The sequence below is a fragment of the Bradyrhizobium sp. CCBAU 21365 genome, from assembly GCF_015291305.1.
Taxonomy (GTDB): domain Bacteria; phylum Pseudomonadota; class Alphaproteobacteria; order Rhizobiales; family Xanthobacteraceae; genus Bradyrhizobium; species Bradyrhizobium elkanii.
Genome location: NZ_CP030036.1, coordinates 647904 through 665444 on the forward strand (window position 1 = coordinate 647904; position 17541 = coordinate 665444).

The following is a 17541-nucleotide window of genomic DNA, read 5'->3' on the forward strand; positions in this document are numbered from 1 at the left end:
AGGCGAGCAGGCGCTGACCTACAGCAAAAAGGACAGCGCCGTCTCGCAACTATCCTCGATCTTGAGGGTGAGCAGCTCGTCGGCGCGGGTGCGGCCGAGATTGACGGCGGCGATCGGCAGGCCGCGCTGCTCTGCCATCCGGACGAAGCGAAAGCCGGAATAGACCATCAGCGAGGAGCCGACCACCAGCACGGCGTCGGCCTGCTCGAGATGCGCCTGCGCCGACGCGACCGTGTCGCGCGGCACGTTCTCGCCGAAGAACACCACATCGGGCTTCAGCACGCCGTCGCAGGCCTCGCAGGCCGGCACCACGAACGACGAAAAATCCTGCTCGAGATCGGCGTCGCCGTCCGGTGCGTCGGCGGCATCGAGCGTGAGCCAGGCTGGGTTCAGTCGCGCGAGCTCGTCCTGAAATCGTTCGCGCGGCATCGTCGCGCCGCAGCCGAGGCAGCGCACCACGTCGAGCCGGCCGTGCAGGTCGATCACGCGCTGGCTGCCGGCGGCCTGGTGCAGGCGGTCGACATTCTGGGTCAGCAGCAGCTCGCAGCGCTCCTGCTGTTCGAGCTTGGCGAGTGCGCGATGCGCGCCGTTCGGAGCGGCACGGCCGAACCGCCGCCAGCCCACCATGCTGCGCGCCCAATAGCGCTGCCGTGTCGCCGCCTCGCCCAAGAAGGCCTGGATGGTGACCGGGCGCGTCCGCTTCCAGTTGCCGTCGCTGTCGCGGTAATCGGGAATGCCGGAATTGGTGCTGCAGCCGGCCCCGGTCAGGACAAACAGGCGCTGGTGCTGATCGATGAAATCACGCAGGGCGGGGTGTTGCATGGCAGCACATCTAGTGCGGCGCGCACGTCTGCGCCAGATGTGGGGCCTGCCACGAGCGGACCTTTCACGCGGCCTCTGCGTTGACGACATGGCACCACGAGACGTGGTGTTGCGCGCGCCTGCCGGGCGCAGTTGCCGACGGAGTGATCGATGCGGCCGGGATTCATCGTCGTCGTTTGCGGGCTGATGTCGCTGGCGTCGTCGCCGTCCCATGGTCAGGATGCGGGCGCGTCCGGCGAGCAGGCGTTCAACAATTCCTGCCGCACCTGCCACACGGTCAAGGACGGCGACAACCGCGTCGGCCCGAACCTGCACAATGTCGTCGGCCGCAAGGCCGGATCGGTTGCGAACTTTCCTTATTCGGAGGCGATGAAATCATCCGACATCGTCTGGGATGAGAGCGCGCTGCTGCGCTTCATCGAGGATCCCGAGGCCGTGGTGTCGGGTAACGGCATGAAGCCGTATACCGGCGTGCGCTCGGCGGAGGATCGCGCCAGGATCGTGGCGTTCCTGAAATCCCCCGGCAAGTGACCGTTGGCGGAAGGCCGGTCTCACCTTGCCGGCACGACGAAGACCTGGCCGGGATAGATCAAATTGGGATTGCGGATCTGCTGCGAGTTGGCCCGATAGATCACGGCGTAGCGCTGTCCGGCGCCGAATGCGCGCTGGCTGATCCGCCACAGGCTGTCGCCGCGGACGACGGTGGTGGTCGTGATCTTCGGCACGATCACAGCGGAGGGGGACTTCACATCAGATGCGGTGGCGGTTGCCGCTGCCGCGAGCTGCGGTTTGGCCACATCCGCACGGCCGGAGGAGGTTGGCGATACCGGGATCGATGCGGTCGTCATCGTGTCCGGAACGTTGAACGGCACCTCGGCACGCGCGCGAACCTTGCCGGAGGTGGGGTCGACGTCGTCAAGCCGCACCTGATAGTTGCCGGCGGTCACGCCCTTGTTGATCGTGACCGAGAGGTGCCCCGCCTCGTCGGCTGTGGCAGACGTGATCAAGCTGCCGTTGAGATAGAGCCTGACGGTCGCGCCGGGAGCTGCCTGACCGCTCACATGGAGCTTGCCGTCCGGTTCGGTCTCGACGGCCTCGATGGCTACTTTTCCGGCCGCCGCAGTGGCGGCAGGTTGCGACAGCACGCGGACCGGCTTGTCCGGTGCCATCAGCGCCACCATCGGCCGCTCCCTTGTCGCAGCCTCGAGCGCCACCGCCACGCTTTGCTTGGAGGTCACCTGCTTGCCGTCGCGCGTCATGCGCAGGGTCAGGTCATAGTTTCCCGGCGGGAGCGGGCGCGGGACCATGACGAACTGGCCGGACTTGTCCGCCACGGCGCGATCGTGCACCTCGCCATTGCGCAGCAGTTCCACCGTGGTGCCCGGTAGCGCCCGGCCGGCGACAACGGTCTCGCCGGTCGGCTCGATGTTGACGACGTCGAATTCCGGCACCGCGTCGCCGCCTGGTGCTGGCGCCGGCCCTGCCAGCACGTCAGCCAGGGCGGCGGTCTCGGTTTGCGCCTTTGCCAGCGCAGTCTTGTCCTGGTTTCGCGCGTCTTGGTTTCGCGCGGGAGCGCTTGGCGCGGATGGTGCCGTCGCCGTCAAAGGCGTGTTCCCGCCCAGGATTTGCTGGGTTTGGCGGATGCCGAAGACGAGCGCCGCCGTGCCGCCGGCGGCAAGTGCCAGCAACGGAATGACCAGTCGAATCGCCGTGGCGTTCATGATTGTCATCCGCGGATCAATGCCCCCGCGCGTCCGCGCGCGCGATCCCGCACCCCGCGGGGATTCCGCAACAGACTGCGCCGGTTTGCGCCGGCCATCAAGTCGGATGAAGGGATTACTTCTCTCGGGCAGGCCGGCCGACCTCGTGGCTCACGGCGCTGGGCCCGTGCCGGGATCACGTCAGCTTCAAAACTCCAGCGCTGCATTGTCCACCACCTCCTTCATGACGAAGAAGGTGCGGGTCTGCCGTACGCCGGGCAGCGCGATCAGCTGATCGCCATGGATGCGCTTGAAGTCATCGACGTCGCCGGCGCGGATCTTGAGGAAGTAGTCGAAATCGCCGGCGACGAGGTGGCAGTCGAGCACGCATTTGAGCTTCGCCACCGCCTGCTCGAAGCTCGCAAAGCTTTCCGGCGTGGAGCGATCGAGCACGACGCCGACCATGACCAGCGTGCCCTTGCCGAGCTTGCGCGGCGCCACCATGGCGCGGACGCCGCTGAGATACCCCTCGTCGAACAGCGCCTGCGTCCGGCGATGGCAGGTGGCGGGGCTGACGCCGACCTGTTCGGCCAGCTCGGCATTGCTGAGCCGGCCGTTCTTCTGCAGCAATCTCAACATCTTGAGGTCGATGCGGTCGAGTCGCGCGGCCATGGAAGAATCTCTCACCATTGGTGAATTTCGTGGAAGAAAACATATCATCTGGGCCAAATCCAGCAATCTTTAAGAAATCCGCGAGCTGAGTTAGAGAGCACCTTTCGCGCCAGGGGTGATAGCTGTGGCCGCCGTTCCAGACCACCAAAGAGGATGCCAGCATGCTGGAGAAGTTCGCGCGCTATCCGCTCACATTCGGGCCGACCGCCATCGAGAAGCTCGATCGGCTGTCAAAGCACCTCGGCGGCAAGGTCGAGCTCTATGCCAAGCGCGAGGATTGCAATTCCGGGCTCGCCTATGGCGGCAACAAGCTGCGCAAGCTCGAATACATCATCCCCGACGCGATCGCCTCCAATGCCGACACGCTGGTCTCGATCGGCGGCGTGCAGTCGAACCACACCCGCATGGTCGCGGCGGTCGCGGCCAAGATCGGCATGAAGTGCCGGCTGGTGCAGGAAAGCTGGGTGCCGCATGAGGACGCGGTCTATGATCGCGTCGGCAACATCCTGCTCTCGCGCGTGATGGGCGCCGATGTGCGGCTGGTCGACGAAGGCTTCGACATCGGCATCCGCAAGAGCTGGGAGCAGGCGATCGAGGAAGTGAAGGCGGCGGGCGGCAAGCCTTACGCGATTCCGGCCGGCGCTTCCGTGCACAAATATGGCGGGCTCGGCTATGTCGGCTTCGCCGAAGAGGTGCGCGCGCAGGAGCGCCAGCTCGGCGTCAAGTTCGACTACATCGTCGTCTGCACGGTGACCGGCTCGACCCATGCCGGCATGCTGGTCGGCTTCGCCGCCGACGGGCGCGCGCGCAACGTGATCGGCATCGACGGCTCGTTCACGCCCGCGCAGACCAAGGCACAGGTGCTGTCGATCGCGCAGAACACCGCAAAGCTCGTCGAGCTCGGCCGCGACATCGTCGAGGACGATGTCGTGCTGATCGAGGACTATGCCTATCCCGCCTACGGCGTGCCGTCGGAAGAGACCAAGGAGGCGATCCGCCTCAGCGCGCGGCTCGAAGGCATGATCACCGACCCCGTCTATGAGGGGAAGTCGATGCAGGGCATGATCGATCTGGTGCAGAAGGGCTTTTTCCCGGCCGGATCGAAGGTGCTCTACGCCCATCTCGGCGGCGCGCCGGCGCTCAACGGCTACGCCTACGCGTTCAGGAACGGCTGAGGTAGGACGGGGCTTCTGATCTCGTGGCTTCGTAGCCCGGATGAAGCGCAGCGCAATCCGGGTAGATTTCTCGGCGGCGCGAGATTCGCGGATTTCGCCGCGCTCCGTCCGAGCTACGCATTCTCACCTCCCCTTGAAAAGGGGAGGTCGCTTTGCTCGCCAGAGCAAAGCGGGTGGGGATCTGCGCTCTCCGCTTGCAGCGTCGCCTTTGGCCGACCCCCATCCCAACCTTCCCCCTTTCAGGGGGAAGGAGAAGACAGGGCACCTTCCGGGGAAAAGACCGTCCCGGATTTCGCGGAGCCTGTCATCGGGCGCGCGTTCGCGCGACCCGTTGGCTCCATCCGGGCTACGTTCTATGTCCCATGTCAGGCCCGCGTCAGCTTCGCCCGGTATTTTTGCCGGGCCGGGCGAGTTGGGAGACCATCGCGTGAGGATGAATGCATTCGGCCGAGCCGTTGCCGCGCTTGGCGCAGGCATCGTCGCCGTGGGGCACTGGTTCTGGGTCTACCAGGGCCAGGGTGCCGCGCCGCATGCCCGCCTGCTGGCGATGAATCACGCAGTCGAGCTCTATGCCGGCATTTTCCTGATCGGCGTCGGCGTCCATGCCCTCGCATCCTGGTACTGGTTCAGCGAACCAAATCCGCCGGCGCGCTCCTCGGTTGGGGAGCCGCAATAGCGTCCGCCTTGCGGCGAACGGGAAGTGTCCGGGTTGAGGTGCTGTTCTGGTTAGGACACTTGCCTGGGGAAATCAGGACACTCATTCACATATGCAAATGCCCTTCCTTGCCATCGAGGTTCTAGCTCACGCGGGGGTGTCCAGAATCTTTCCCTACCCCACGGGCGCTCCTCGGCCTCAGCCTCCTTGCCCGAGTGCTGGGGCCGTCTGTTTGAGCTCCAAGGCGGGGCATGTCGAATGCGTGCGAACCGATTCAAGAGTTGGACTGAGATCGAAGAGCGCTTGTTGGTTGCGTTGCATGAATCTGGGTTGGATCATCGGCTGATAGCGGATCATATGCGCCGGACCGAAGCCGGGGTTAATAACCGGCTCGCGGTGATCGCCGACAGGGCCAAATGGGCTGAGGGCGCTCAGCGCGGCCTGACGCCGTAGGCATTCCCTCGCTGGGCCGTTTCTTTAGGCCGCCGACCTGGAGGAGAGGAGCGGCGCGCAGTGAGCCACGTTCGGGCTCACGGCTGCGGCGTGGTGATCTAGCTTCTTTGCCTTGGCGGCGAACGGGAAGTGTACGGGTTGAGGTGCTGTCCTGGCTAGGACACTCGCTGCAAGGAACCAGGACACCTGCAATCGGTTAAAGAATTTCGATCCCTTTTCGCCGGAGGGCGGTTTGATGCGATTGCATTCTGAGCGGATAGACGGTGTGGAGATTGCCTTCGCCAGCGTTTTGGCAATGTCGTTCATCGGGCTTCTTGCCAGCATAGCGTGGCTTCTGTTCGCGTGAACGCGGGACCTTGCCGTCGTCTCAGTGTCCCCGGCACTGGGGCGGTGTTTCTACGGAAGTGGCGAGCCCGAGCGCCTTTGTAGCGATTTGTCTGGAGATAGGACGCCATGACTGAGGCGGCCTTACTCAACGACGCCTTTGATATCGGACCTTCACCGAAACAGTCTTGTTTGTCCGATCAGCGGCCGGATCAGATATTTGAAAACAAGGCCAAGACAGATGATCGGCACCAAGATCGGCAAGTATGCCAAAATCGCAAGAGCGGCCAACCATTCCGGACGGCGCTGCTCCCGCCAATAATACACCGACGCCGCGATGACGTGGGCCACCAATAGCGCCGCCCAGATGGCCAGCGCGACGTTGACCGGCTCATCGAATGTCAACGCTTCCCATGCGGCTTCACCCGGCCTTGAAGGCGTGCTTTCGCTTTCCACGGCTTGCTTGACCTCCCTCAGCTTCCAACCCCTGCGACGGCGGGCTTATTCCATGCGGAATGCTACGGGGGACGAAAGCAGCGCCCAGGCTGGCTGGAACTCCGTTCACCCACGGAGAACCCCGGATGCCGTCTCTGTTCCGCTCATTGACTTGAATCAAGAACGAGGTGTCCCATGGACATTGATGGGGCCAGAACATCCGATGGCCGTCTCGGTTGTCCGAGAGCGATTGGCCCGCTTCTGACTAAGAGAGGATGGAGCTGACGGGCACTCAAACCACCTTGGGGCGTTTGCGCCATAATACCGGACCGTTAAGCATCCGGACGATTTCTTTACCTTTGATTTACGCAAGTTAATTGACTGGCTCACGCTTTGATTCGATCATTCGGGCACTGGGCGGGGAAGATTTCATTAAGGACAATTTTTTGAGGCCCAGAGGGGCTAGCCCGATTACCGACAGCGGCGGCTCGGACAGGAATGAGAACGGCCCCAGCATTACCCTCCAAGGGTGCTGGGGCCGTTTCTTTGGGGATTTTGCTCAGTCCTCTCCGAAATCCAACTCAGGACACGGGGGCTTGAATACGGACAGCATCCCGATTGACATTAGGAACAAAATAAGAACATAGGTTCTGTAACCTGAGGGTGTGGCGGTTGCCTCATCCGCGGCGGGCTTGCGTGGCTGCAGGACCAAAGTCCAAGCCGCGCTCCACTTGCGGATGAATTTCTCCGCCTCCTATGATGGGTTGTGGCTGGGGAGTGTGCGTCATGAGAGTTGCGATCTGGGCGGTCGTTGCGGCCGCGTGGCTGTTTGCGTCCGCAACTCCGTCGAATGCCCGCGGTCCCTACGGTTCGATCAGCGTCGGCAACTGGAAGGGTGGCGCCTTCACCAACGACAAGAATGGCGCCTTCACCCATTGCTCGGCGGGCACCACGTATCAAAGCGGCATCTTCTTCATGGTGTCGATCGCCGAGAATGGCAGCTGGCGCCTCGGTTTTGCCCATGAGAGCTGGCGCCTGACGGCGGGCGAGGCCTTTCCGCTCGCGCTGACCTTCGACGGCCAGCCGGCCTTCAACGTCTACGGCATGCCGCTCGGCACGCAGCTCGTGAATGTCGAGATGCCGGTGAACTCGGCGCTGATCAACCAGTTTCGCAAGGCGCGCCAGATGACCGCCTTCGCCCAGGCCCAGTTGTTTCAATTCAACCTCAATCAGACCGCGCAGCTGCTGCCGGCACTGCTCAACTGCGTCGTCTCGGTCAAGAAGAACGGCGTCGCCAATGCCGGCGAGTTCGCCGTCGCGACAAAGCCCGCGGCTGCGCCGCCGCAGCAGGCGGCTCCGGGACCCACGCAGAAACCGGCGAGATCGGGGACGGGGACCGGCTTTGTGGTCAGCAGCAGCGGCCACGTCGTCACCAATCACCATGTCGTCGGCGGCTGCAGCGAGATCACGGGCAACCTGAGCGGCGAGGCGCCGGTCAAGCTGCGCCTGGTGTCCGATGACGAGACCAATGATCTCGCGTTGCTGCAGGCGCCGACCCCGTTCAAGGATGTCGTCAGCCTTAGGCAAAACCCCATCCTGGTCGGCAACGGCGTGGTGGCGATCGGCTATCCCTATCACGGATTGCTGACATCCGATTTCACGGTCACCACGGGCATTGTCTCTTCGCTGAGCGGCATCCTCAACGATACCCGTCATCTGCAGATCAGCGCCGCCGTGCAGCCCGGCAACAGCGGCGGTCCGCTGTTCGATCTCACCGGCGCGGTGGTCGGCGTCGTGGCAGCCAAGCTCGACGCGGTCAGGATGGCGCGGGCGACGGGGACCATCCCGGAGAACATCAACTTCGCGATCAAGACCGGCGCGCTGCGCGACTTCCTCGACAACAGCGCGGTGGCGTACCGGACCGCCGAGTGGCGCGAGGAGATGAAGAAGGAAACCGCCGAGATTGCCAAGAATGCGCGCGGCTACACGCTGCTGATCACCTGCACGGTGAACGAGCAGAGCGCGAGCGCGAAGAAGGGCAATTGAGAGCTCCGCTACGCCTTCTTCCCGACCTTACGGCAGGGCGACGGCATCTGGATACCGGCTACGCGTTTTTCCTTTGCGAGGTCCGGGCAGCCTCCGGCTACTTTGCATGGGGTTGTTTTCGATATTTTGGCGATGCGCCCCTGCGACGTACGGGCGGGGTGAGTTCAACCGAGCCGCTGCAGCGTGTGCACGGTGATCTCGGCCGGACAGTTGAGCCGCACCGGCGCAAGGCTGGTGCCGGCGCCGGCCGATGTGTAGCCGGCAAGCGCGCCGAACCGCCAGGCGCCGCTGCCCATCCGGCGCGGCAGCCGTGCCTCCAGCTTGATCGCGATGCCGCCGGGCAGGCAGAGCTGGCCGCCATGGGTATGGCCGCTCAGCATCAGGTCGAAGCCGGCCGCCGCCGCCGCGCGATAGGATTCCGGCGTATGCGCCAGCAGGATCGAGAATGCATCGCGCGGGATTGCCGCCGCGGCTTTTGCAATGTCGTCGGTGCGATAGAAATGCGCGTCGTCGATCCCGGCGAGGTGGATCGTCGCGCCATCGCGCGTGATCGGCTCCTGCTCATTGAACAGCATCCTGATGCCCATCGCCTCCAGTGCCGGCGTCATGCGGATGCTGTCGTGATTGCCGAGGACGCCGTAGAGCGGCAGCTCGATCCGCGCGCACAGATCCCGCATCAGCGCGAGGCTCGTTTCAAACGGCCCATACGTCTTGCCGCGGTAGTCGCCGGTGAGAACGCAGATATCACAGGCGATATCGCGCACGATGTCAGCCAGATGCCGCATCGCGCCTTGGCTGATGTCGGCGTGAAGATCGCTGAGCTGCAGGATGGTGAAGCCGTCGAAGGCCGCCGGCAGCCGTGCCGACGTCACCAGGTTGCGCCGCACTTCGACCCTGTCGGCGTTGCGCCGCGCGCGGCCATGGAGGCCGGTCACCTTGAGCGCGGTCTCGATGATCCGCGGCGCCAGCTTCCAGTTCTCGACATTGAACACCAGCGTGCCCTGGCCGAACAGCTGCTTCTCGTGCGCGGCCTCGATCCCAAGCCGGCGCACCACATGGTCGGCGCCGATCCGCTCGATCAATCCCTGCAGTGCCGTGTCGGCCATGTTCCCCGTCGGCCCGCGGTTTGAAGCGCGGACCGGCGCGACACTATCATGCGCGATCCCGGTGGGGATACCGCCGGCACTCAGACCACGGGAACCCGCTTCGCGGCGACCGCGGCCGGCGAGATCACCTCGATGTCGAGCGGCACCTGCCAGCGCTCGGTGAAACGCACCTGCGGCGGTGCATTGCCGTTGCGCCCGCCCTGCAGCACGAAGCCGTCGTAACCCGAGTTCATCACCTCATTGCACTTCTGCACATAGATCGGGAAGCCGCCGATATAGGGCATGAACACGCGGGGGCGGCCCGGGATGTTGGCGCCGACATACCAGGAGCTGCAGGTCGAGCGCAGCGAGACTGTGGAGACGTCGTTGACGTGGGCGACCCAGGCGTCCTCGTCGTCGCGGACCGCCTCGATCGTGCCGGCGCCGATGTCGCGCATGTGACTGATGCAATCCGCCAGCCAGTCGACATGCTGCTCGATCGCCTGGATCATGCTGGCGAGCACCGATGGGCTGCCGGGCCCGGTGATCATGAACAGGTTCGGAAAGCCCTCGGAGGCAAGGCCGAGATAGGCGCGCGGGCCCGCACGCCATTTCTCGGCCAGCGTCTGGCCGCCGCGGCCGGTGATCGCGATCTTGTCGAACGAGCCCGTCATGGCGGCAAAGCCGGTGGCGGAGACGATCGCATCGAACTTGTATTCGGTGCCGTCGACCACGACGCCTTCGGTCGTGAAGCGATCGATCGGCGTCGTCGACACGTCGACCAGCTTCACATGCGGCAGATTGTAGGTCTCGAAATAATTGGTGTCGACGCAGAGCCGCTTGCAGCCGAACACGTTTCGCGGGCACAGCAGCTCGGCCGTCGCGGGATCCTTGACGATGCCGCGGATCTTCTCGCGCGCGAAATCGGCGATGGTGTCGTTGGCGGCCTTCTCGAACAGGAGGTCGCCGAACGCGCCGAGGAAGGGCAGGCCGCCGCGCTGCCAGGCCTCCTCATAGAGTTGCTCGCGCTCCTGCTCGCTCGCCTGCAACGCGGGCTGGGCGTTGAACTGGAAATAGAAGCCGGTCGGGCGCGCGCGGGCCTTGGCGCGCAGCTCCGGATAATGCGCCTTGGCTTCCTTGAGATATTCCGCCGACAGCCGCTCGTTCCACGCCGGGACCGACCAGGTCGCGGTGCGCTGAAACACGGTGAGCGAGGAGGCCTGCTGCGCGATGATCGGAATCGACTGGATCGCCGACGAGCCGGTGCCGATCACGCCGACGCGCAGGCCGGTGAAGTCGACGCCCTCATGCGGCCATTCGCCGGTGTGATAGATCGGCCCGCGGAAATCCGCCATGCCTGGGAAAGCCGGCCGGTTCGGCGCCGACAGGCAGCCGACCGCCATGATGCAGAACTTTGCGGTGACCCTGTCGCCGCGGTCGGTCTCGATCAGCCAGGTGCCTGCCAGCTCGTCGAAGGTCGCCGCGGTGACGCGGGTGTCGAACACGATCCGGCTGCGCAAGTCGAAGCGGTCGGCGACGTGATTGGCGTAAGCGAGAATTTCGGGCTGCGGAGAATACTTCTCCGACCAGCTCCAGTCCTGATCGAGTTCCTCGGAGAACGAGAAGGAATATTGCAGGCTCTCGACGTCGCAACGCGCGCCGGGATAGCGATTCCAGTACCAGGTGCCGCCGACGCCGCCGCCGGCCTCATAGACCCGCGCGGTGAAGCCGAGTCCGCGCAGCCGATGCAGCATGTACATGCCGGCGAACCCGGCGCCGATCACCACGGCGTCGAACGTTCCGGTTTCGGCAGGGCGCGCAGTTTTGCGCGCGGTGCTCTCCTGAGCCATGGCCCGTCTCTTCCCTTATCTTCGTTATGCCCTGTCTGCGCCTCGTTGGACGCGGTGGGCAAAAGATTAGGGCGAGGGTTGCGCAGCCCGCAAGCGCATGCGCGGCCGCGCCGGGTATGGCTCCTATGCCGCGGGAACGATGGCCGCGGTATCCGGAGCAGGATCGGTCGACGCAGCCAGGGATTGCATAGAGATGCGCCGCTCCTCGGGCAGCGTGTGATCGCAGTCAAACAAGCGCGCTTGGACCGGTTTGAGATCCTGCGTGCCGTTCAGCCGTCGTTGGACTTCACGATCCGGATCAGCTCGTCGCCGTAATGCTCGAGCTTCTTGTCGCCGATCCCGGCGATGTTGCGCAGCTCGCCCAGCGTGTCCGGCCGCATCGCGGCGATGCCGTCGATGGTCGAATCGTGCAGCACGACATAGGCCGGCACGCCGCGCTGGCGCGCGACGTCCGAGCGCCAGGCGCGCAACGCCGCATGCAGCGCGGGATTTGCGACACCGCCCGGGCTGTCGGCCGCGGGCGCGAGCTCGCCGCGGCGCGACTTGCCGCGGACCGCGCGGTTGCGCGCCCCTTCCGGCTGCTCGCGCAGCATCACCGCGGTCTCGCCCTTCAGCACGCCGCGGGCGCTGTCGGTCAGAACAAGCGCGCCGAAGGCGTCGCTGTCGGCACGCAGATGGCCCATCGCCACCAGCTGGCGCAGCACCGCGCGCCATTGCTTCTCGTTGAGCTCGCGGCCGATGCCGAACACCGACAGCTGGTCGTGGTTGAACTGCTTGACCCGTTCGGTCAGCCGCCCGACCAGCACGTCGATCAGGTGCATGGCGCCGAAACGTTGCCCGGTGCGGTAGACGCAGGACAGCAGCTTTTGTGCAAGCACCTTGCCGTCGCGGACGCGCGGCGGCGTCAGGCAGTTGTCGCAATTGCCGCAGCTTTCCTCCGTGCGGGTCTCGCCGAAATAGCCGAGCAGGCGCTGCCGGCGGCAATGCACCGTTTCAGCCAGCGCAACCAGCGCGTCGAGCTTGCCGACCGAGACGCGCTTGAAGGCGTCGGAGCCGGTCGATTCATCGATCATGCGGCGCTGCTGCACGATGTCGGAGAGCCCGTAGGCCATCCACGCGGCCGACGGCTTGCCGTCGCGGCCGGCACGCCCGGTCTCCTGGTAGTAGGCTTCGATGCTCTTCGGCAGATCGAGATGCGCGACGAAGCGCACGTCGGGCTTGTCGATCCCCATGCCGAAGGCGATCGTGGCGACGATCACGAGCCCGTCCTCGTTGAGGAAGCGGTCCTGATGCCGGGCGCGCACGCCGGCATCGAGCCCGGCATGATAGGGCAGCGCCGCAATGCCGGCCTCGCTGAGCGCCGCCGCGACATCCTCGACCTTGGCGCGGGACAGGCAATAGACCACGCCGGCGTCGCCGGCATGCCGCTCCTTGATGAAGGTCTTCAGCTGCGTGGTCGCATTCTGCTTGTCGACGATCTCGTAGCGGATATTGGGCCGGTCGAAGCTCGCGACGAATTGCGGTGCGTCGGTCAGCTGCAGTCGCTCGGCGATCTCCCTCCGGGTCAGCGCGTCCGCGGTCGCGGTCAGCGCGATGCGCGGCACTTTGGGGAAGCGCTCGGCGAGTGCGGACAGGCCGATATACTCCGGGCGGAAGTCATGGCCCCACTGCGAGACGCAATGCGCCTCGTCGATCGCAAACAGCGCGATCTGCGCCTGGCCGAGCAGATTGAGGCAGCGCGGCGTGAGCAGCCGCTCCGGCGCCACATAGAGCAGGTCGAGATCGCCGGCGAGCAGCCGCCGCTCGACTTCGGAGGCTTCCTCATAGGACAGCGTCGAATTCAGCACCGCGGCGTTGACGCCGGCTTCAGTGAGGCCCGCGACCTGGTCGCGCATCAGCGCGATCAAAGGCGATACCACGATGCCGCAGCCGTCGCGCAGCAGCGACGGCAATTGGTAGCACAGCGACTTGCCGCCGCCGGTCGGCATCAGCACCAGGCAATTGCCGCCTTCGCTGACGTGGCGGATGATCTTTTCCTGCGCGCCGCGGAAGCCCGACAGGCCGAACACGGAACTGAGCACGGACAGCGCATCGCGAGACGGGGCGGAAGCGCGATCGTGGGCGGGCTGGGCGGTCATGATCCCTTGCGCGATCCCTTTGGGATTTTCCAGGATTCCTTGAGGTCAACAGGCGGTGATCGAGGTCTTCTGGCCGAACGATACCGGAATGAAAGGTGTTAATACACGTCCCAACAACAAACTCAATTCAGCATGACCGGTCAGCTGCGGATCATCACAGGCATTGCCGCGATCGTACTGGTCGCGGGCGCGGCGGCAGCCTTTGCCGTCGCCTGGCGGCCGCAGATTGCCGCCATTGCGCCGCCGCGGGCCGATACCTTCGACCCTGACGGGGTCAAACGCGGCCGCGAACTCGCCGCGATCGGCAATTGCAACACCTGCCACACCGTGCAGGGTGGCGCGACTTATGCCGGCGGGCTCCCGGTTCCAACGCCGTTCGGCATCGTCTTCTCATCCAACATCACGCCGGATGCCGAAACCGGCATCGGGCGTTGGCCGGAGGAGGCGTTCGTCCGCGCGATGCGCTCGGGTGTGGCGCGCGATGGCCAGCATCTCTATCCGACCTTCCCCTATGACCATTTCACCAACGTCTCGGATGCGGACGACCGGGCACTGTATGCGTTCCTGATGACGCGGCAGCCGGTCCACGCGTCACCGCCGGCGAATCAGCTTTCGTTTCCGTTGAACTATCGGCCGCTGATTGCAGGGTGGAAGCTGCTGTATCTGCGCAGCGGCGATGCCCCTCAGGACGCGGCGAAGGGTGCGGAATGGAACCGCGGCGCCTATCTGGTGGAGGGGCTCGCGCATTGCGGCGCCTGCCACACGCCGCGCAACGCGCTCGGCGCCGAGCGTGTCAATGCGCAGTTCTCCGGCGGCGAGGTCGACAATTGGCACGCCTACGCGCTGAACGACACCTCGCACGCCCCGGTGCGGTGGACCGCCGACACGCTGTATGCCTATTTGCGCCACGGCTGGCAGGCCGATCATGGCACCGCGCGCGGGCCGATGGCTGAAGTGGTCGGCAATCTGGCGACGGTGCCCGATAGCGACGTGCGGGCCATCGCCGTGTACATGGCCGATATCTCGGGCGCGCGGGCGCCGGATCGCAAGCGGCCGGCCGACGTCATCGCGCAATCGTCTTCCGATGATGCGGCGCAGACCCATGCGGCCGGCGCAGCGATCTATGCCGCGGCGTGCGCCTCCTGCCATGAGGGCAACCGCGCGCTGCCCTATGGCGGCGTCAATCTCGCGCTCAGCACGGCGATCGCAAGCCCCGACCCGCGCAACCTCCTCAATATCGTGCTGTCGGGCGTCGGCGCCGTCGAAGGCGAGCGCAGCCCGATCATGCCGGGCTTCTCCGCCAGCATCGATGATGCGCAGATGGTCGCGCTCACGGCCTATCTGCGCGAGCGGTTCGGCAAGCGGCCGGCGTGGGCCAATCTCGACAAAGCGGTGCGCGATGCGCGCGCGGTGCAGGCGACGTCGCTTGCGGCGCGCGACACGCCAGCGGAATCCAGACAGCGAGGCAAGCCATGATGACATTGAAGGTCAATGGCAGGGATCATCAGGTCGATGCGGAGGCGGATACGCCGCTGCTCTATGTGCTGCGCAATGATCTGGCGCTCAATGCCGCCAAGTTCGGCTGCGGGCTCGGGCAATGCGGCTCCTGCACGGTGATCGTCGACGGCAAGGCGGTGCTGTCCTGCGTCACGCCGCTGGTTCTGGTCGAGGGCAAGCAGGTGACGACGCTCGAGGGGCTCGGCACCGTGGCCGCGCCGGCGCCGATCCAACGCGCCTTCATGGAGGAGCAGGCGGCGCAGTGCGGCTACTGCATCGCCGGGATGATGATGCGCGCGCAGGCGCTGCTGATGCGCAACCCGAAGCCATCGGATGCGGAGATCCGTGCCGAGCTGGAGCCGAATCTCTGCCGCTGCGGCACCCATATGCGCATCCTGCGCGCGGTGCACCGCGCCGCCAGGTTGATGGATACGGCCAACGCTGCAAGCGACAGGAGCGTCCGATGACCGCGCCGGTGGTTCTCGATCGCCGCAGCGTGCTGGCCGGCGGCGGCGCGCTGATCGTCAGCTTCTCGCTGCGCGGCGCGATCGCACAGGAGCAGAAGCCTCAGGGCCCGGAGTTGCCGGGCAGCCTGGCGAAATCGCCCAATCTGGATTCCTGGATCCGCATCGATGCCAATGGCCAGGTCACGGCCTTTACGGGCAAGGCCGAACTCGGCCAGGGATTCCGCACTGCGTTCCAGCAGATCGCGGCCGAGCAGCTCGACATTCCCTTCGATGCGCTGAAGGTGATCACCGCCGACACCAAACTCACGGCGAACGAGGGCTACACGTCCGGCAGTCATTCGATGCAGGACAGCGGCACGGCGATCCTGCATGCCGCAGCGCAGGCGCGCATGTTGCTGGTGGCCGAGGCGGCAAAGCGTTTCGACTTGGCGCCCGATGTCTTGCGAACCGAGAACGCCGCCGTCGTCGCTCCCGATGGCCGGCGTCTGGGCTATGGCGAGCTTGTCGCCGCGGACATGTTGCACGTCCAGGCGCAACCGACATCGAGCCTGAAGGATCCGGCGAGCTTCAAGGTGATGGGCCAGCCGGTGCCGCGCGTCGACATTCCGGCCAAGGTCACGGGCGGCGCCGCCTATGTGCAGGACATGCGGCTTCCCGGCATGGTGCATGCGCGCGTGCTGCGCCCGCCGAGCTACGGTGCGCAGCTGGTGGAATGCGACACGCCCGCAATCGAGAAAATGCCCGGCGTGATTCAAGTCGTGTGCGACGGCAACTTCCTGGCCGTGGTGGCGGAGAAGGAATTTTCAGCGGTCAAGGCCATGCACGCGCTGGCCGCCGCCGCGAAGTGGCGGGAGAGCGTGAAGCTGCCGAACCAGCACGATCTGGCCAACGTGCTGACTGCGCTGCCGTCGAAGGATTTCGCGATCTTCCAGCGTAGCGATCCCACGGTGAGCGGCGCGCGGTCGCTCCAAGCGACCTATACGCGGCCTTACCAGTCGCACGGCTCGATCGGGCCGTCCTGCGCGGTCGCGCAATTCGTCGATGGCGCGATGACGGTGTGGACGCACACGCAGGGCGTCTATCCCGACCGGCAGGCGATCGCCGAGATGCTCGGTATGACGCCCGCCAGCGTCCGCCTGATCCATGTCGAAGGCTCCGGCTGTTACGGCCACAATGGCGCCGACGACGCCGCGGCCGATGCCGCGCTGGTCGCCCGGGCGCTGCCCGGGCGACCAATTCGGGTGCAGTGGATGCGCGAGGAGGAGCACGGCTGGGAGCCGTATGGTCCGGCGATGGTGACGAAATTGAGCGCGTCGCTCACGGCCGACGGCAAAGTTGCCGACTGGAATTTCGCGGTGTGGAGCAACACTCATTCGATGCGGCCGGGCGGCGCCGGCGCGCTGCTTGCAGCCCAGCACATGGCGCGATCATTCGCGGTGCCCGCACCAAAGCCGTTGCCGTTGCCGGAGGGTGGCGGCGATCGCAACGCGATCCCGATCTACAATTTTCCGAACGCGCATGTGATGCATCACTTCATCCCCGCGATGCCGCTGCGGATCTCCGCGATGCGCGCGCTCGGTGCCTATCACAACGTGTTCTCGACCGAGAGCTTCATGGATGAACTGGCCGCTCTCGCCGGCGCCGATCCAGTCGAGTTTCGCCTCAGGCATCTCGACGACCAGCGCGGCCGCGCGGTGGTCGAGAAAGCCGCGGAGGAATTCGGCTGGACGCGCGGGCGGCAGCCGCCGCGGAATGGCGGCTACGGCTTTGCGTTCGCGCGCTACAAGAATCTCGCCGCCTATTGCGCCATCGCGTCCGAGGTCGAGGTCGATCGCGAAACCGGGCGGGCCCGGCTGGTGCGCGCGGTCGCCGCCGTCGATGCCGGCCAGGTCGTCAATCCGGACGGCATCACCAACCAGATCGAGGGCGCGATCGTGCAGTCGACGAGCTGGACGCTGTATGAAAGCGTCACCTTCGACGACACAAGGATCACCAGCATCGACTGGCAGACCTACCCGATCCTGCGCTTCAATGCGGTGCCCGACAGCATCGCCGTCCACATCATCAACCGTCCGGGCCAGCCGTTCCTCGGCAGCGGCGAGACCGGGCAGGGGCCGGCCGCCGCCTCGCTCGCCAATGCCATCGCGCATGCGACCGGCAGGCGGCTGCGCGACCTGCCGCTCAGCCGCAAACGGATCAAGGACGCGATCGACGCGTAATGC

14 protein-coding genes are annotated in these 17541 nt (G+C 65.5%); 7 read left to right on the top strand and 7 right to left on the bottom strand.

What is annotated here, in order from left to right:
• Nucleotides 1–18 precede the first annotated feature (18 nt).
• A complete protein-coding gene (locus XI02_RS02940; protein WP_069278712.1) occupies nt 19–822 on the bottom strand; it encodes an NAD-dependent protein deacetylase in 804 nt (267 codons plus the stop codon).
• Nucleotides 823–972: 150 nt separating this feature from the next.
• Here XI02_RS02940 and XI02_RS02945 point away from each other — a divergent pair, with 150 nt between their 5' ends.
• Complete coding sequence (locus tag XI02_RS02945) at nt 973–1353, top strand: cytochrome c family protein (protein WP_100213783.1); 381 nt, start codon at nt 973–975, stop codon at nt 1351–1353.
• Between the two features lie 20 nt (nt 1354–1373).
• On the opposite strand, the gene XI02_RS02950 is transcribed toward XI02_RS02945, so the two are convergent.
• A complete protein-coding gene (locus XI02_RS02950) occupies nt 1374–2543 on the bottom strand; it encodes an Ig-like domain-containing protein (RefSeq protein ID WP_244980853.1) in 1170 nt (389 codons plus the stop codon).
• Nucleotides 2544–2729: 186 nt separating this feature from the next.
• On the bottom strand, nt 2730–3194 hold the full coding sequence (locus XI02_RS02955; RefSeq protein ID WP_016842299.1) for an Lrp/AsnC family transcriptional regulator: 465 nt from the start codon (nt 3192–3194) through the stop codon (nt 2730–2732).
• Nucleotides 3195–3355: 161 nt separating this feature from the next.
• Here XI02_RS02955 and XI02_RS02960 point away from each other — a divergent pair, with 161 nt between their 5' ends.
• Both XI02_RS02960 and XI02_RS02965 read left to right on the top strand, forming a co-directional pair.
• Nucleotides 3356–4369 (top strand): 1-aminocyclopropane-1-carboxylate deaminase, encoded by a 1014-nt coding sequence (locus XI02_RS02960; protein ID WP_016842298.1) that lies wholly within the window; start codon nt 3356–3358, stop codon nt 4367–4369.
• 433 nt (nt 4370–4802) lie between these two features.
• The gene (locus tag XI02_RS02965; RefSeq protein WP_172648962.1) at nt 4803–5045 is read left to right on the top strand and encodes a hypothetical protein; all 243 of its coding nucleotides are present in this window, start codon (nt 4803–4805) and stop codon (nt 5043–5045) included.
• A gap of 930 nt (nt 5046–5975) precedes the next feature.
• On the opposite strand, the gene XI02_RS02970 is transcribed toward XI02_RS02965, so the two are convergent.
• Complete coding sequence (locus XI02_RS02970; RefSeq protein WP_240536743.1) at nt 5976–6257, bottom strand: hypothetical protein; 282 nt, start codon at nt 6255–6257, stop codon at nt 5976–5978.
• A 765-nt stretch (nt 6258–7022) separates the two neighbouring features.
• Between XI02_RS02970 and XI02_RS02975 the strand changes: the two genes are divergently transcribed.
• Complete coding sequence (locus XI02_RS02975; protein WP_172646017.1) at nt 7023–8282, top strand: S1C family serine protease; 1260 nt, start codon at nt 7023–7025, stop codon at nt 8280–8282.
• Between the two features lie 164 nt (nt 8283–8446).
• Here XI02_RS02975 and XI02_RS02980 read toward each other — a convergent pair whose 3' ends face one another.
• The 3 genes from XI02_RS02980 to recQ all read right to left on the bottom strand — a co-directional run bounded on the left by XI02_RS02980 (nt 8447) and on the right by recQ (nt 13355).
• The gene (locus tag XI02_RS02980) at nt 8447–9388 is read right to left on the bottom strand and encodes a metallophosphoesterase (protein ID WP_172646016.1); all 942 of its coding nucleotides are present in this window, start codon (nt 9386–9388) and stop codon (nt 8447–8449) included.
• Between the two features lie 80 nt (nt 9389–9468).
• Nucleotides 9469–11217 carry an NAD(P)/FAD-dependent oxidoreductase gene (locus tag XI02_RS02985; RefSeq protein ID WP_172646015.1) on the bottom strand — a complete coding sequence of 583 codons (1749 nt, stop codon included), beginning with the start codon at nt 11215–11217 and terminating at the stop codon, nt 9469–9471.
• A 269-nt stretch (nt 11218–11486) separates the two neighbouring features.
• Complete coding sequence (gene recQ, locus XI02_RS02990; protein ID WP_194483365.1) at nt 11487–13355, bottom strand: DNA helicase RecQ; 1869 nt, start codon at nt 13353–13355, stop codon at nt 11487–11489.
• A gap of 132 nt (nt 13356–13487) precedes the next feature.
• Between recQ and XI02_RS02995 the strand changes: the two genes are divergently transcribed.
• Genes XI02_RS02995 through XI02_RS03005 form a run of 3 tightly spaced genes read left to right on the top strand, consistent with a single transcriptional unit; the run spans nt 13488 to nt 17538 of the window.
• Nucleotides 13488–14831, top strand: coding sequence for a c-type cytochrome (locus tag XI02_RS02995; protein ID WP_172646013.1), 1344 nt, complete (start codon nt 13488–13490; stop codon nt 14829–14831).
• The gene (locus tag XI02_RS03000) at nt 14828–15319 is read left to right on the top strand and encodes a (2Fe-2S)-binding protein (RefSeq protein WP_172646012.1); all 492 of its coding nucleotides are present in this window, start codon (nt 14828–14830) and stop codon (nt 15317–15319) included. Before XI02_RS02995 ends, XI02_RS03000 begins: the two co-directional genes overlap by 4 nt.
• Nucleotides 15316–17538 (top strand): molybdopterin cofactor-binding domain-containing protein, encoded by a 2223-nt coding sequence (locus XI02_RS03005; RefSeq protein WP_172646011.1) that lies wholly within the window; start codon nt 15316–15318, stop codon nt 17536–17538. The genes XI02_RS03000 and XI02_RS03005 overlap by 4 nt, the downstream gene beginning before the upstream one ends.
• Nucleotides 17539–17541 lie beyond the last annotated feature (3 nt).